This is a genomic window from Marinomonas rhizomae (assembly GCF_024397855.1).
Lineage (GTDB): Bacteria > Pseudomonadota > Gammaproteobacteria > Pseudomonadales > Marinomonadaceae > Marinomonas > Marinomonas rhizomae_A.
Map to the genome: position 1 here is coordinate 2451147 of NZ_CP073343.1, position 14490 is coordinate 2465636.

Annotated in this window: 14 protein-coding genes; 5 read left to right on the forward strand and 9 right to left on the reverse strand. The window is 41.6% G+C overall.

The genetic code is table 11. The features are described 5' to 3' along the window. Positions 1-2745, reverse strand: coding sequence for a class I SAM-dependent DNA methyltransferase (locus KDW99_RS11600; RefSeq protein WP_255824945.1), 2745 nt, complete (start codon positions 2743-2745; stop codon positions 1-3). A 285-nt stretch (positions 2746-3030) separates the two neighbouring features. Here KDW99_RS11600 and KDW99_RS11605 point away from each other — a divergent pair, with 285 nt between their 5' ends. The 4 genes from KDW99_RS11605 (at position 3031) to KDW99_RS11620 (ending at position 7836) form a co-directional block, all read left to right on the forward strand. Then, entirely contained in the window at positions 3031-4965 is a 1935-nt protein-coding gene (locus KDW99_RS11605) for an ATP-dependent nuclease (protein ID WP_255824946.1), read from the forward strand. Continuing rightward, entirely contained in the window at positions 4962-6626 is a 1665-nt protein-coding gene (locus tag KDW99_RS11610) for a UvrD-helicase domain-containing protein (RefSeq protein WP_255824947.1), read from the forward strand. The genes KDW99_RS11605 and KDW99_RS11610 overlap by 4 nt, the downstream gene beginning before the upstream one ends. 101 nt (positions 6627-6727) lie before the next feature. Next, a complete protein-coding gene (locus KDW99_RS11615) occupies positions 6728-7183 on the forward strand; it encodes a hypothetical protein (protein ID WP_255824948.1) in 456 nt (151 codons plus the stop codon). Between the two features lie 62 nt (positions 7184-7245). Beyond that, positions 7246-7836: a hypothetical protein gene (locus tag KDW99_RS11620; protein WP_255824949.1), complete on the forward strand. Its 591-nt coding sequence runs from the start codon at positions 7246-7248 to the stop codon at positions 7834-7836. A 106-nt stretch (positions 7837-7942) separates the two neighbouring features. Here KDW99_RS11620 and KDW99_RS11625 read toward each other — a convergent pair whose 3' ends face one another. The 7 genes from KDW99_RS11625 to KDW99_RS11655 all read right to left on the reverse strand — a co-directional run bounded on the left by KDW99_RS11625 (position 7943) and on the right by KDW99_RS11655 (position 12922). Beyond that, entirely contained in the window at positions 7943-8080 is a 138-nt protein-coding gene (locus KDW99_RS11625) for a hypothetical protein (RefSeq protein WP_255824950.1), read from the reverse strand. Positions 8081-8224: 144 nt separating this feature from the next. Continuing rightward, complete coding sequence (locus KDW99_RS11630) at positions 8225-8608, reverse strand: MbcA/ParS/Xre antitoxin family protein (RefSeq protein ID WP_255824951.1); 384 nt, start codon at positions 8606-8608, stop codon at positions 8225-8227. A 73-nt stretch (positions 8609-8681) separates the two neighbouring features. Further along, positions 8682-9104, reverse strand: coding sequence for a hypothetical protein (locus tag KDW99_RS11635; RefSeq protein ID WP_255824952.1), 423 nt, complete (start codon positions 9102-9104; stop codon positions 8682-8684). A 74-nt stretch (positions 9105-9178) separates the two neighbouring features. Beyond that, positions 9179-10450 (reverse strand): translesion error-prone DNA polymerase V subunit UmuC, encoded by a 1272-nt coding sequence (umuC, locus tag KDW99_RS11640; protein ID WP_255824953.1) that lies wholly within the window; start codon positions 10448-10450, stop codon positions 9179-9181. Then, entirely contained in the window at positions 10450-10896 is a 447-nt protein-coding gene (umuD, locus tag KDW99_RS11645) for a translesion error-prone DNA polymerase V autoproteolytic subunit (protein WP_255824954.1), read from the reverse strand. Before umuD ends, umuC begins: the two co-directional genes overlap by 1 nt. A gap of 134 nt (positions 10897-11030) precedes the next feature. Further along, positions 11031-12395 carry a DEAD/DEAH box helicase gene (locus tag KDW99_RS11650; RefSeq protein ID WP_255824955.1) on the reverse strand — a complete coding sequence of 455 codons (1365 nt, stop codon included), beginning with the start codon at positions 12393-12395 and terminating at the stop codon, positions 11031-11033. Then, on the reverse strand, positions 12395-12922 hold the full coding sequence (locus KDW99_RS11655) for a hypothetical protein (RefSeq protein ID WP_255824956.1): 528 nt from the start codon (positions 12920-12922) through the stop codon (positions 12395-12397). Before KDW99_RS11655 ends, KDW99_RS11650 begins: the two co-directional genes overlap by 1 nt. A gap of 102 nt (positions 12923-13024) precedes the next feature. Between KDW99_RS11655 and KDW99_RS11660 the strand changes: the two genes are divergently transcribed. Next, positions 13025-13402 carry a helix-turn-helix domain-containing protein gene (locus KDW99_RS11660; RefSeq protein ID WP_255824957.1) on the forward strand — a complete coding sequence of 126 codons (378 nt, stop codon included), beginning with the start codon at positions 13025-13027 and terminating at the stop codon, positions 13400-13402. A gap of 150 nt (positions 13403-13552) precedes the next feature. Here KDW99_RS11660 and KDW99_RS11665 read toward each other — a convergent pair whose 3' ends face one another. Beyond that, positions 13553-14413, reverse strand: coding sequence for an HsdM family class I SAM-dependent methyltransferase (locus KDW99_RS11665; RefSeq protein ID WP_255824958.1), 861 nt, complete (start codon positions 14411-14413; stop codon positions 13553-13555). Positions 14414-14490: the final 77 nt, after the last annotated feature.

Below are 14490 nucleotides of genomic sequence, written 5' to 3' on the forward strand. Positions count from 1 at the left end.
TCACTTACTCCGTGTGGTTTTCTTTTTTACGGGTTTTTTTACTTTTTCTTCAGCTATGAGTGCATCATAACGGTTAAAAAGATGCTCTAGGCGCTCTGAGGCATCTCTGAACGGCTTATCACGGTAAAGCACCTCAATAGCTTTATCCAAGGCTCTATGAGCATTAAGCAAAGGCTCAGGTATTTTAATGGGGTCGTAGAGATCAGCCAATGATTTATCAGGGAAGTCTTCACGGATTAGTAGGATCTCTTCTGCTAAAGTCTCAATCTCAGCACGTTGTTTTTCGTTGATTTTAGGCCAAGGGAAGGTGTTATAGACTAATGTGGCAGAATAACGATAATCACTTTTTAAACGACCAGCGACTGTTCGCATCCAATCATTATGCATTTCAGATGTAAGGACGCCGAACTCATAAAGAGTTGCGTTTGGGATCATTTGATTTGAATCAGTTGAAATTACTGATGCATCAAAAAAGCCTATAGGTATATATGGCCTACGCTCGGACGATACACGAGGTACTAATATATACGAACCTTCTTTGGGGTGCCGTACTTCGCCAAACAAATGAGGTGTTCTTGCTATTTTTTTTGTGGCGGCTTTTCTACTATTTTCGCGCATTTCTTGCACTAGCTGTATTCTTGCGTTCGTCAAAGGTAGTTTGTTTATATCTTCAGTAGTTGCTCCAATAAACCATAAACACCAACGCTCTTTGGATTGGATGAATTCTTGAGCACCTAAAAGTTTTTTTATCCACATCCCAGCTTCTGGCTCTGATGTCAATAGATGGTTCTTTTCGTCAGTTGTAAGTAAAAGGTGACCGCCATCTACGGGCTTATTTCCATAAATCATTAATGGGATTTCTGATATCGGCTTAGTTCTGCTAGAAACAATAATATCCTTTGCATCCACTAGATACGGATTTATGTTTTTTACAGCGACCTTATGAACAGAATCCTCTTCAACCGCCTTAAATATAGTTTTGTTATTTATCTCTAAAGTATTAGCAACCCCAATTACCACAACATGGACTGCAGCATTTTGTTTAGCGTGATTTTTCCAAGTAAAAGTCTGATGAGCAAATCGGATTTTTAGTTCTTTGTCTAAAATAGGTTTCCATAAAGTAGATACTTGATCTCCTTGGCAGATTGAATTCGTCGAAACCAATGCAAATTCAGCATTAACACCTGATATGTATTGAGCACTTTTCCAAAACCAACAAGCCACTAAGTCAAGCATGCCAAATGATTTAAAATCAGAAAAGACATAAGCCATATCTTCATTTTGTGCATCACTACGCCCACCACTCCCTAAAAATGGTGGGTTACCACAAATATAGACCTCATATAAGCTTCCATTTTGCTCTTCTGGAGGGCATACGCTCTCCCAATCCAGTCGCAGCGCATTCCCACAGATAATATTACCTGAATCACGAAGTGGCAAAGTGGGCTCTGCATATCCAAATATGTCTTTGAACTCCATATTCATTTGATGCTCGGCAAGCCATAAAGACAAAACTGCAACTTCATGAGCAAAGTCATCAATTTCTATGCCGTAAAACTGAGATAGTCGAATTTCTGAAGAATACATCACCACTTGTTTTGATGCTTCATTTAGTGAATTCATCACTGCCATCTCAAATTTTCGTAACTCTTTATATGCAATGATTAAGAAGTTGCCTGAGCCACACGCAGGATCAAAAATTCGAAAATTTTGGAGACGAAGAAGTAATTCTTTTAGTTTGTTCTCACTTTTACGTGACCTTTCCAGCTCGGCATAAAGTTTGTCGAGAAATAGAGGCTGTATGACTTTCATGATGTTGGAAACAGAAGTGTAATGCTGTCCTAAATTCCCACGTTGCTCTTCGTCAATAACTGCTTGAAACATCGATCCGAAAATATCAGGGTTAATCTCAGACCAATTTAAAGAGCCACAATCAATCAACAGGCGACGAGCCTTACGTCCAAATTCAGGAATAGGCTCATCATCACGAAATAGCCCACCATTTACGTAAGGAAATGCTTTAAGGTGAATCGGTAACTTTAGACGTTCTGGATCTTTGTCATTTAAGTTCAAAACAGTAAATAAATCAGTAAAAAACTGATCAACGTCAGAGCCGTCATCTTTAGTAGCAGATTGTATGGCAGTTGTTAGCTGGTTTTTTTCAAAGATACCGGTGTCTTCGGCATAAAAACAAAAAAGCAAGCGGGTTAGAAAGACATTTAATGCATGAATATCTTCAGCTTTAGAAAGGTCATTACGTTCACGTATAAGGTCGAACAGCTGTCCCATTTTCTCGGAGGCTTTGACGTCTGCTGGGTGCTCTGAATACATGACTGCTTTTTCATAACCGGCAAGCGGAAGAAAGAACGCATAATTCTTATCTAGCTCGCTTAGGGAGATATCAAGGCGCTCTTCAGCAGATAGGTCCAAAGCTACTAGGCGTTTAAAATCAGTCACCATGACAAAACGAATGTCATTTTTTCTAATTGCATTACTGTTTTTAAGTAATTCCGCCTCGCGGTCTAAATCAGTGTTTTCTGATGTAGCTCGAAAATAAAGCTTCTTCTTCAATCCTATGTCGCTACCTTCACCGACATTACGAGTATCGCCACTATTTCTTAACCGAGTAATGGTACTTTTAGGAAAGCCATAGGCGTCTAAAAAAGAAAAAATAAACTCTTTTAGATTGATATTTGAACAAAATTGCTCCAATGACTCAATAATACGTGCCTGACTTATCGCCATGCATTAGCTCCTTCTACGGCTTATTCTTGTAGGCCGCTAAAATAATAGGGTGAATTTAATGAACTAAAACAGCACAAAAAATGCACACTTACGTTACTTAAAAATGATAGCACTTTACGACAGCAGGACCTTCAATTGCTAACACTGAGAGAAATCAGTTCGAGCTTTTGCGCACAAAGTAAATTTTATAATTAATTAATGACCTAAGTTAATAGGTTTTGTAGATATAAAGCTCCCTCTGAATTAAAGTTATATTAATTAAATTTAATTCTTCGGGGTAGATGGATGAACCTGCACAGCATTCGGATTTCAAACTTTCAAAGTTTTGGTTCAAAGCCCACACAGCTTACATTGGAAGATATTACTTATTTGATTGGCCCCAATGGCTCAGGAAAAACAGCTGTACTTCAAGCTTTGTGCAGACTATTTGCTTTTGATCCATCATTGCGCCGTATTCAGCGATCAGATTTTAATGTTCCGCATAATGAACAGGAATTACCAGAAGAAAGGCTGCTGTGGATTGAGGCAGACTTCGAGTTCCCCGAGTTAGATGACGAAGGTGATAACTCGACTGTAGCTCCTCATTTTAACCACATGCGCCTTGATCATCCTGATGGTGTTCCTAGAGTTCGATATCGTTTAACAGCTACTATGGGGTTGGACGGGGATATTGAAGAGACTTTTGTATATGTTCTTGAGGTAGATTCGGATGGTATCCCTTTAAACCCTCAAACTGTACCTAGGCCTGAGAGAAATCACATACAGGTTCACTATCTGCCAGCCCGTAGAGATCCCACAGACCATATTAAATATGGAACAAACGCCTTGCTTGGTCGCCTGCTGCGGGCTGTAAATTGGGAACAGGAGCGTGAAGAGGTCAAAGGGTTAACTGATCAGATTAGTGAAAGTTTGGCGGCCAATCCATCAGTTAATGCTTTTAGTTCCCGATTAAAAAAAGTATGGGGGACTCTTCATAAAGGTAGTTATTTCACGGATCCAAAGATTACTTTTGTGGCATCAGAAATAGAGATGCTACTTCGTCATCTATCTGTGTCTTTTTCACCTGGTCATAATGAGAAAGTTGTTGATTTTTCACGACTGAGTGACGGCCAGAAGTCGATGCTCTACTTGTCATTAGTACTTTCTTCTCAAGCAATTGGACGTGCCGTTCTTTCTGGTGAAGACGACTCATTTGATCTAGAGAAGTTACGCCCACCTGTCTTTACTTTAATTGCTCTTGAGGAACCTGAGAACAGCCTGTCACCTCATTACCTGGGCCGGATTGTTACTGCTCTGAATTCCATGACTTGCAATGAAGACGCTCAAGCTTTAATTGCTACCCATGCACCTTCAATGTTGCGACGTGTCGATCCGGAAAAAATTCGCTACCTTCGACTAACCGAAGTTCGACAAACAATAGTTAAGAATATCCAATTACCCGAAAAATCTGATGAAGCGCACAAATTTGTTCGTGAAGCCGTTCAGGCGTTCCCAGAGGTTTTCTTCTCTCGTTTGGTTGTTTTAGGTGAAGGAGATAGCGAAGAGCTAGTGCTTCCACGTATTCTCAGTGCAAAAGGTGTGGCTGTAGATGAGTTTGCGGTCACGATTGCTCCTTTAGGCGGTCGGCATGTTAACCATTTTTGGCGTTTGTTATCTGGATTGGAAATTCCCTATCTAACGCTTCTTGACCTCGATGTATCAAGACATAGCGGTGGTTGGGGTCGAATTAAATATGTAAACGACCAACTGAAAAAATTGATACCTGATCAAGCTTTACCTGCTGATTGGATAATTTCAGTTTGGAATGATGACGCTACACCTATCCGAACTCAGCACTTTTTTGAAAACGGAAAAGAACAAAGTGATCTATTTAAAGAACTTGAAAAGAAAAATATATATTTTTCAGCGCCATTAGATTTAGACTTTTCAATGCTCTTAGCCTTTCCTGAGCAGTACTCTAAGCTAAACTACAAAGCTCCTACGATTTCAACTGTGAGAGCGGTTCTTGGAAACTCTTATCATAATTCAAAGCAGTATTCTCTAAAAGAAAGAAAGTTCTTTAACACTTATCATAAACGATTCAAATTGGGCAGTAAGCCCGCTGCACATATAGATGCCTTGGCTCAAATTAGTGACAAGGATTTATTAGCGAACATGCCTAAATCATTCAAACGACTCGCGGATGCTGTAATTTCTAAGCTTGAGGAGTTGCAAGAGTGATATCAAGAGAAGCTTGGCTGCCTGCCGATGGACTGACGCTTGAGCCAAATGCGCTAAGGGCTGTTAAAGAGCAAGAAGCTTGTCTTGCTCTTACGGCCGGCCCAGGTGCAGGTAAGACAGAAATGCTCGCGCAGCGAGCTGATTTCCTATTACGGACTGGAACCTGCCGTTATCCGAAGAGGATACTAGCTATTTCTTTCAAGGTAGACGCAAGTAAAAATTTAAAAGAAAGAATTCGTCGTCGTAGTGGTCAAGAATCAGCTTCTCGTTTTGATAGCTACACATTTCATGCTTTTGCAAAGCGTATTATTGATCGTTTCCGAGTTGTGCTTACTGGTGATGATGCTCTTGATGTGGATTTCAAAATTGGCGGCAAAAAAATTGCAAGAACGCAAATTACATTTCAAGATCTTGTTCCGTTAGCAATTCAAATTCTTCAGAACTCTAACGTCGCAAGAAATGCCGTACGACAAACTTACAGCGATGTTTTTTTGGATGAGTTCCAAGACTGCACTGATCAACAGTATAAACTTGTGAGGGTTGCCTTCCAAGGTACTAGTATTCGCCTCACGGCTGTGGGTGATACCAAACAAAAAATCATGAGTTGGGCGGGAGCTCTGGATGGTATTTTTCAAACATTCGCAGATGACTTTGCTGCTGTTCCACTCAATATGTATCGAAACTTTCGCTCAAAACCACGCTTGCTTCGGATGCAGAATGAAATAATTCGTGTACTCGATCCCACTTCTGTAATGCCAGAAGGCCAACTTGCTGGTGAAGACGGAGAGGTCTTCGCATGGCAATTCGAGGATGCTCAGGAAGAGGCTAACTACTTGGCTGATTTGATTGCTGACTGGATAAACGAACAAGTGCCATTATCCGAAATTGCTGTATTAGTGTCTAAGCAACCCGAGCTTTACTGCAACCACCTCATGGCGGCTTTGGAAGTTAGGGGAATACAATACAGAAACGAACATCAGATGCAGGATATTACTGTCGAGCCAGTTGCAAGACTCGTTGTTGACTATTTGTCCTGCCTCTATGGCCAGCGAGAGCCCAAAGCCTGGATTCGACTTATGAATCAATTGACACCCTTCGCTGATGATGAGGTTCAGTCTAGTGCTAGGCAAAACTTTCAAAGCTTCTTCAAACAACAGCGAAAAATAGTCATTATGGCCGGTTTGGATGAACCGTTTTCGGGATGGTGGGATGCTGTGCGGCGCTTTTTAAAAAAAATTGGCATAGAGACCCTTGTAGCTCTATCACCTGACTATGAGTCTCATGTTAGGTTAGGTGAAGTCTTGAGTGATACAAAAGCTCGCATTGACGAACTGCTTGGACTTGTTTCTGATTTGCCGCAAGCTCTGACTCGTTTTTCTGATGACCAAGCTGTACGTATTTTGACTATCCATAAGAGCAAAGGATTGGAGTTTGACTCAGTAATAATCATGGCAGTAGAGAACGAAATATTCTTTGGTGATCAAGATGCTAATCGATGCGCTTTTTTTGTGGGAGTCTCTCGAGCTAAGAGTAGGCTTGTTCTTACCTATGCTGATGAAAGAGAAAGGCCCGCAGGCCATAACAATATATGGAATGTAGCTCGTACACCGAAAGAAGAATATTTTAATTACGCTGAGCAATTTTTAGAACCTGAGGCATGACCTCATAAACGCTTATTGTATTACCAGATTTTAATATCATGAAGTATCCAGTAAGGCTCTGGTAGTCCACCCTTTTCAAATACCATCTTGTGATTAAGCTAATGAGTAGTGAAAAAGTAGTTATCAAACCAATCATAAAGAAAAACCCTTTTATAAAGACCCCTGATGAGGTCGCAGAATTATTTGGCTTTCCTACCTCTATTCGAAGCCAGATAAAGTTTATTGCTGCCAAATTTGGTCAAGAGGTGAAAGTTAGTGATCGTAGCCTTGATAACTTGTCGGGAAAGGGAGTGTCTGAACAAAAAGCAGATGAGGCACTCGCTCCTATGCTTACACTGTTAGATCAGCTCAACCTCAATCTTGATAACTTCATTCCGATAGGGACTAGCACAGACGATCTTAAGACATTATGGCGTGCAGCTATTAAAAGCTTTGCAGCGGGGCTTGAGTCAGCTGCTCAGGACACGAGTTTTCTTCAGCCTCTCATTGCTTTTATCGAAGGCGATGTACTTAGTATGAAGCTCAGCGTGAATGGGGCTCTAACCATCAAGGTGTAGATGAGCAAAAGCTTCTTACTCTAATTGCCGAATTTTATCATCCAGTTATCGATAAAACTGCTTTGAATTCAGAACAACAAAATATAGTCATCCAATTATTGGAGAGGCTTCCTTTAGAACAGAATATTCAAGCGAACCAAGACGAAATAGAAGCTATGGGACTTTTTACGCAAGACTTCAATTTGTCTTTATTCGCTGCCTTTGATCTAGTTGCTATTAATTGGAAGCATCGTCATCAAGAAGGTATAAAACAACACAATAGTTTTCTGGTTAAAATTCTAGCATCAGATGGTAAATGCTACTTTGGTAAACTCATGTCGTTTATCAAAGAAGACACTGGCGTTTCATTTCGAACATTAGCTCAGTATGTACCCATTCAGCAAGAAAGTACGGAAACAGGTCGGACTTTGTTAGAAGTACAAGTTGAACGCCTAAAAGAATGGCGTAAAGGAAAAACTAAACCTAGCTTTGCAACGCTGGAAAATTTTGCTTTTGAAGACCAACTTCTTTTATTTATTTATTGCTTGATTTGCCAAGCAATAGACCGTCTGCTCGTCAAATATAAAACTGATGAGCAGAGGATGCTTAAAGAAATTTACTCAGCAGATAACTACCTGACCTACTATTTGAGAGAAAAAGAGACGGCCGCTTAAGCGGCCGTATATCAGTCTATTTCTTAGGTGGGTTATTTCCTCGCCCTTTGCCTGAAGGGTTGCCACTACCATTTTTTAGTCGGCCAGTTCGAGTTGTTTGCAGCCATTACTGATCCTCCCAGTCTTCAGGTCTTTCTTCTTCTCCACGAGACTGCCAATATGAATCATTGTTTGGGTTTAATTGGCCAGCGCGATTATCAATATCATCTTGTGTTTGCTCGTAGTCACTTTCGAATTGAGACATAGTATTTTTCCTTTGCTTACTGAGCAGCACCATTGCTGCTGTAAGGAAATACTACTATTGAGGCTCTTTGGGAGATAAGGGGGGTTAAGAGCGCACGCTAAAAAATATTGGTTAGGTAAGAACCAAGATCGCTAAACCGCCCATTTAAACAACAACCCCGTGGCTAATCTGCCCTAAAAGATCTCTTACTCTATTTATTCCTTCTTTAGTAACCATAATCGACTCTGGTAACTTACCACCTAATGCCAGTGCAGGTGTTTTAATCCATGATTTCCATTTGTCTTCGTCACCAAACAGCTCTAGACCCAATTGATGAACCCTTTCATTCAGCGCTCTCATTTCAGATGCTTCAACTGCTTCTAAAATAACGGCATAGGTGTCAGCGGGAACACAGTAAAATACGGGGCTACCGTCCTTCATTACAGCAACTGGGCTGCCTTTTGATTCATTCATAACAAGATCAAGACTGCTCTCAATATCATGAATATCAATGCATTTTTCGGCATAATTTTTTTGTTTAGTGCTCATATCTCTCCCCTAACATGACTGATAAGTACAATGATGATCAACAATTTAAAGCCAAATGAGGCTAAGGTGATTTTTATAACAACACTCTACTTTGAAAATAATTTCTTACCTTGAGGAAATCGTCAAGTGAAGGGTTCTCTAACATAAACTCTCTAGCTGATTTGCCATTAAATGTCGGATGATTTATTGGCTTTTTGAAAAAATCATACTTAAATCCAGTTGGTGAACTTAGGTGAATCATCTTGTATATACTTACCAGTATCGCCAGTGTATCAATAGTTTCTTGGTCTACTTGAAGACTGTCATTAATCCGTGCGGTCTCTTTCCATTGATTCCAAGTTGAAACCGTAATACCACCTAGAAGAACACATATCTGTTCATCAGATAAGTCCCAACGCTCCTGTGGACATTGTTCCTCTAGCCATATGACAACTGTTGCTATTATCTTGTCTGCTGGCAGATTACTGGCATTTTCTTTAGTACTTTTATTGTTCATGGAACACCTCCCAATCAATTATTATAGTTTGAATTTTTTAACTAATAGCCCATTTCTCTTTTCTACATTTTGGTTCAAAAAACCTTTGGTAACTCATCCCATCTAGTAGTGTAGGCTGGCGACAGATGCTCTCGTTTCATTGCCCACTGAGGCGACACACCTTGCGATGCGAAGAAGACGTTGCCGAGGCCGCTGTGGTTGATTTTGTCCACGACGTTCATTAAGGCTTTTGAGTTGATTTTCGTGTTGTCTGCTCGAAATAAATCTTGTTGAAAGGAACCATGTTCGTAGAAGTCGGCGAGCATTACGCCGCCTTTGGCGTAGCGATAACCTGCACGATAGATGCGACGAAACAACACGTCGGCGACTTCTAATAAGTCTCGCGTGTCGTCAGTTGGGTTGGGGAGTTCTGCTGACAGAGTTTTTGAGTACTGCGGTTCGTTTGGAATAAATGGACTGGTACGAATAAACACGCTCACCACACGACAAAGGCGTTTTTCTCCGCGTAGTTTCTCGGCGGCTCTGGTAGTGTACTTGGCGATCGCTTCCCGTAGTTCGCGATTATCTGTGACTTTATGACCAAATGACCGACTGCAAATGATTTGCTGCTTTGTTGGCCTGACCAATTCCAAATCCAAACAAGACACCCCATTCAACTCTCGAATGGTTCGCTCCAACACCACAGAAAACTCACTTCGAATCGATTTAGGGTCGGCATTCGCCAGATCCAACGCGGTATGAATTCCCCTCGCCTTTAGCTTTGCTGTGGTGCGACGACCAACGCCCCACACATCACTTACTTCAACAATTGCCAATAAACGCTTTTGTCTGTCTGGGTCCATCAAATCCACCACCGAACCGGTTGCTGGGTATTTCTTCGCCGCGTGGTTGGCCAACTTCGCCAGCGTCTTGGTTGGCGCGATGCCCACGCCTACCGTAATGCCTGTCCATTGATCGACCTTGGCCTTAACTCGTTTGCCAAACGCTAGCAAATCCGTCACATGATCAACACCAGTTAAGTCCATAAACGCCTCATCGATGGAATAGACTTCCAGCCGTGGCGCTTCCTCTTCCAAGATGGTCATCACCCGATTTGACAGATCCGCATACAGTGCATAGTTCGAGGAAAAGCACACAATGCCGTGCTTTCTTATCTCGTCCTGAACCTGAAACATCGGCACGCCCATTTTAATGCCCAGCGCCTTCACTTCTTTAGAGCGCGCGACAATACAGCCATCATTATTCGACAACACCGCAACAGGCGTGTGCTTTAAATCTGGACGGAACAGTTTCTCGCAACTGGCATAAAAGTTATTGCAATCGACCAAGGCAAAGACCGTCTTCATCAACCGCGCTCGTACTTGCGAACCACACCCGTCACTACGCCGAAGATTTCCAATTCAGACTCTTCCGTAATCTGGATCGCCTTATAGGCTTTATTCTTTGGGCGAAGCAACACATTTGGCTTCAGTTCCAACGTCTTCACCGTCATTTCCCCATGAATACAGGCAATGATGATATCCCCATGACGCGCGGTTAACGACCGATCCACCACCAACACATCACCCGAATAAATACCCACATCGATCATCGAATCCCCCTGAGCACGCACGTAAAACGTCGCATTAGGGTGAGCGACACAAAACTCATTTAAGTCCAAGGATTTTTCAACAAAGTCCTGAGCGGGCGAAGGAAAACCCGCCGATACCGAATCCACATACAAAGGGATTCGCACACTATTGGCCGCGATAAACGCCGCCGACTCAGACACACCAAGATAAGTCACACGCATGATCAACACCAAAATACTGTATGGATATACAGTATAGTTTTAGGCGGTGCGAATGACCAAGTGAATTTTTGTAAGAAGAAGGACTTTCGGTTGTTCGACTAAAAATGAGGCGGAATTTTAAGAGTGGCGGACTCCTATAAATAGTAAGAAATGATTTTCGATTTGAATGAGGTCATCGTAAGCTCGTTTAGAACTGTCAACTTCAATAGATCATGATCGTTACTCAAGATAAATTCACCAAGGTTAGTTTCTGGTGTCAACACGTCGTCTTTGTAAGAGTCTCGACTACCATCATTTGTTGAGCTTGGAGTTTCTATACTATTCAGCAGCTCTTCTGTTTTTTGGTAGTTGTAAGTGCCTGGAATTGCTTTGTTCAGCCGTTCTGCGAACTCCACTAAATTTGGTTCCGCCAACATGTACATATTGGCGACAGGTGACTGATCTTTAGTCATTCGTATGATTCGCCCAAGGATCTGACGGAAGTAAAGTTCAGTTGTGACATCGGTAAGACTACAGCAAACTTGCAGCCTTGGTATGTCTGTCCCTTCGCTGATCATAGCAATACTGATTATCCATTCGCTGTTGTCTTTGCGGAAATGGTTAATGAGTTCTGGTGAGTCATCATGCCTACAAGATACTAAAGTAGACTCTTTATTGAAGTGGTCCAATAGAATCGATTGAATCTGTAAAGCATGTTCGTATGAAGATGCGACTATTAAGCCGCCCGCATTAGGTGAGCTCTTTCTAAAAATATTCAGCCGATGAACGCTTAATGAAAGTAAGTGCTTGATAACTTCAGGATGTCTGATCACAGTTTGATAGCTTACTTCACCTTCGCTTAGCAATGACTGCAAGCTGGTGTAGGTTTCAAGTTTCCCCAATCCTTTTACTGTCACTTTTTCAATATCAATTGCAGTAATTTGAGGCATCCTACAGACCTTGTCTTTTATTGCATCAACAAGATCGTACGAGTAGTCACAAATAATGTTGCCTTCTGGATCTGAGTATTTAGCGAATGAAATTGGAAGAGTGTCAGTACGCCAGGGTGTGCCAGTAAGTGACAACGTATAAGTCGCTAAATGCTGTATCGTGGAGAGAAGCTGTAATCCCCATGCATTTGCTGGAGACTCACCATTACCGGCGCAATGGTGTATTTCATCAAAAATGACCAAGACTCTAGTAGCAGCAAGATCATTGATTAACTCAGCTGCATTGCTAAGAGAATGATAAGTTCGTGATGCTCCGATTGCCCCAAGTCTGCCATTAAACTTTCGCTTCAATGCTTTCTCAAATGTTTCTTGAATGCTCTGTGAAACGATTCGAGAAGGGGAAAAGCATACTACATAGTCGATATAGCCATTGTTGATAAGAGCTTTTGCTATATGCGCTGCAAGCAGGGTTTTACCCGCACCAGGGGAAGCCAATACTAAGAATTGAGATTGCTTCTTATATGATGTTACTGCTTGAGAGAGACACTGTTCTTGCCATGCCCTAAGCATTACATATTCCCCTCAGGTTGAGTCGTTTGAATAATCTTTTTGATGGCGTTTAATCGACCGTAGAACCTTGTCGCTTTCTCTCTAGACTCATCTAGCAATTTCAAAATAGCTGGTCGCTTATGTGGGAATAGTCCTAAATATTCCTGATAAGCATCAATCTCTCCCAACAGTAGTTTTAATTCAGCATTGGCTTTCTTTTCTTCATCTAGAAGATGCACCTCATTTGAACTTTGACTTGTATCTATAGTTTCTTCGTCTGACAGCTCACGAGGGCTTCTGTTTAGCATTAAAATCAATTCAGAAGTAAGGTGATAGGTTCGAGCATTCCGCTCTCCACTAGCGCTTAGGAGGCTTTTAGACGTCAGTCTGTTAACGTTCCTTGCTACTAGTCTAGTGGATTGGACTGTATCTAGGCCTGTTGTATTTGATGCTAATTGAATGAGTTCTTTTCGTCTGATGCTGGTTCCTTCCACGCGCTGTAAGAGTTCTTTGAACTGTTTATTCAAAGAAAATGGTTTAGATATCATGTTTATGTCTCAAAAAACTATAAAACTTAGGATTGCTAAGTATACAGAAATAAGTAAAACTTAGACAATCTAAGTACATGAGACTTTAAAGATGAAACTACTTTGTCAGAGAACCCAATACCACTTCGGCTTAAACAAGCTCGTAAGAACATCGGCATATCCCAAAAAGACCTTGGGATCAAAATAGGTATGGACGCAAGTTCTGCTAGTGGCCGTATGAATCACTATGAGAAAGGACGGCATTCGCCTGATCTCGAAACGCTGAGAAAAATTGCTCAAGAACTCAACGTCCCGCTGAACTACTTTTTGTGTGAAGACGACCTAAGTGCAGAACTGGCCTGCTTAATCTCCCGCTTGGACGATACAACCAAGAAAGCATTAATCACCGAACTGGAGAAGCTAGAAAGCCTAGATCTAGAAAATATTGTTGAGCAACGTAAAGAGTCATCTGAAATGGATATGGATATCAAAGATTTGTAATTTATGTTGATTAATAATAGATCTACTTTTCGAGAAATTGATGAACAATAAAAGCCAACTATATATGGACAAACTCTCACTCAAAAAGTCCATTAAATTATAAAAAATACGGACTAGTAAAAAAGCCACCCCCCCTTGAATTACAAGGTGTTAGCTAAGTCCACAAATCAATAACGAGCTAGTAGGAGGATTGGTGGCGATCACATCAATATTACTGTCCCAGTTCGCCAGCGGCTGGCTCAGGGTATTGCCATGACGAATTTGCACGGGCACTTCAATACCATGCAACATCATATTGGTGATGCACAATAAATGCGGCAGCTGCTTTTTTTCTACGCCGTGTATCTGCTTTTGTAAGGTTTGATGATCTTCCGTGGTCTGCACATAACGGTCTTTTACATGATCAAAACTGCAAGCAAGAAAGCCGCCCGTGCCTGCGGCAGGGTCCATGATACTTTCCCCTAGTTTGGGGTCGAGGCGGTTGACGATGAATTGAGTCACGGCACGAGGTGTATAAAATTCCCCTGCGTTGCCCGCACTTTGCAAATCGCGCAGAATTTGCTCGTAGATATCACCAAACAGATGGCGTTCTTGGGAATCGGTAAAATCGATTTCGTTAAGTTTGTTGATCACCTGACGCAGCAAGGTGCCGTTTTTCATGTAATTGTAAGCATCACTAAAGGCTTCTTTAACCACAAAACCACGAGGATTACGGTCTCGGGTGGCATCAAGGTTTTTCATGTCAGGGAACAGATCATCATTGATGAAATCGAGCAGATCGTCGCCAGTAATGCCTTCGGGGTTGGTCGCCCAGTTACGCCATAGGTAATTTTCTGGAATGGGTGCTTGATAAGCATCGTCCTGTTCAAAGGCTAGTTCTTCTTCTTGGGCATCAAAAATCTTTAGAAATAGTAACCATGACATTTGACCAAGGCGTTGGGCGTCGCCGTCTACACCGGCGTCTTTGCGCATAATGTCTTGGATGGATTTGATGACAGTCGTGATGGACATAATTTTCTCTATTGCATTTGTTCGAAATGATTGCACTCAAGCCAAATACTGGCTTGAGTGCAATATGAATTGGGGTT

Bases quoted from the DNA above. Each gene is read 5' to 3' on its own strand.
- umuC (WP_255824953.1), bottom strand. From the start codon at position 10,450: ATGAAGACGGTCTTTGCCTTGGTCGATTGCAATAACTTTTATGCCAGT.
- KDW99_RS11655 (WP_255824956.1), bottom strand. From the start codon at position 12,922: ATGATATCTAAACCATTTTCTTTGAATAAACAGTTCAAAGAACTCTTA.
- KDW99_RS11615 (WP_255824948.1), top strand. From the start codon at position 6,728: ATGAGTAGTGAAAAAGTAGTTATCAAACCAATCATAAAGAAAAACCCT.
- umuD (WP_255824954.1), bottom strand. From the start codon at position 10,896: ATGCGTGTGACTTATCTTGGTGTGTCTGAGTCGGCGGCGTTTATCGCG.
- KDW99_RS11650 (WP_255824955.1), bottom strand. From the start codon at position 12,395: ATGCTTAGGGCATGGCAAGAACAGTGTCTCTCTCAAGCAGTAACATCA.
- KDW99_RS11665 (WP_255824958.1), bottom strand. From the start codon at position 14,413: ATGTCCATCACGACTGTCATCAAATCCATCCAAGACATTATGCGCAAA.
- KDW99_RS11630 (WP_255824951.1), bottom strand. From the start codon at position 8,608: ATGAGCACTAAACAAAAAAATTATGCCGAAAAATGCATTGATATTCAT.
- KDW99_RS11625 (WP_255824950.1), bottom strand. From the start codon at position 8,080: ATGTCTCAATTCGAAAGTGACTACGAGCAAACACAAGATGATATTGAT.
- KDW99_RS11605 (WP_255824946.1), top strand. From the start codon at position 3,031: ATGAACCTGCACAGCATTCGGATTTCAAACTTTCAAAGTTTTGGTTCA.
- KDW99_RS11600 (WP_255824945.1), bottom strand. From the start codon at position 2,745: ATGGCGATAAGTCAGGCACGTATTATTGAGTCATTGGAGCAATTTTGT.
- KDW99_RS11635 (WP_255824952.1), bottom strand. From the start codon at position 9,104: ATGAACAATAAAAGTACTAAAGAAAATGCCAGTAATCTGCCAGCAGAC.